General features: G+C 59.9%; 1 pseudogene. It reads right to left on the bottom strand.

What is annotated here, in order from left to right:
• Positions 1-774 precede the first annotated feature (774 nt).
• Positions 775-976, bottom strand: a pseudogene (locus IVB50_RS08145) (DDE-type integrase/transposase/recombinase); the annotation flags it as partial.

Genomic DNA, 976 nt, shown 5'->3' on the forward strand with positions numbered 1-976 from the left:
TAGGGCTTCTCGGAATTCCGGCGACTCCAGCATAAGTAAAGAGCACATGTACTAACCAGTGAAATGAAGGCAGCCGACCAGCGCGGTCTTTCGAGACCGCGCGGGGCAGAAGGTCGACTGTCGGACCGCCTCATCCGGCTCATCGCAAAACCTACATTATATCCGGACTTGGCGGGCGTCGCTGCCGCCCTCCAAAATCCGCAGCAACCAACGGCTCTGCCCCGCGTCCCTAGCAATCAGTGTGCCGCAAAAGGGGTGGTGCGAGTGTTGCTTAAAGAATGGCAAAAACCTCGTGCTTCGCACTGAGGCGGCGGGCTACGCGCCAGCCTTACTGTCGGACGTCCTACATGCACGTCTTCAACCGGACACGGCTCATCACAACGACACGGACCGTCAGTGAAGAGATCACCTCTGGTGCCGTTGGAACGTGTTCCCGCAACCATGATTGAAATGGACCCCGATTTTAGGACCAGAGGCTTAGTTGGAAAAGGGCCGCTCCGTTTGATAGACGGAGGGCATGATGACGAAAAGACACGACGGAAGATCGACGCGGCGTTGAAGGCAAAGATCGCGCTGGAAGCCGTGCGGGAGCAGGCGACGGTGGCCGATCTGGCCAGCGCCATGAGGTTCACGCGAACCAGATCTATGCCTGGAAGAAGCAACTGCTGGACCAGGCGGCCCGAGCTTTTGACGCGGGTGTCCGGCGGGAGAGCGAGGACGTGCGCGAACGCGAGGCCACAAGATCTATCCCTATCTGCTGCGCAACATGACGATGGTGTTGAAAATCTCCGGCGTGCCGTACGTCGCCAGCGCCTCTTCCAGAGCCGCCACGCAGAACGAGACGTCCATCGTGTTCGACAACCGCCACGCCAGAACCGCACGGCTCGCCCAGTCGATGACGGCGACGAGATAGAGAAAGCCACGGCCGATGGGCAAATACGTGATGTCGGCCGCCCACACCTGGTTTGGCCGGTCC

Source organism: Bradyrhizobium sp. 87, assembly GCF_023073015.1.
Lineage (GTDB): Bacteria > Pseudomonadota > Alphaproteobacteria > Rhizobiales > Xanthobacteraceae > Bradyrhizobium > Bradyrhizobium canariense_D.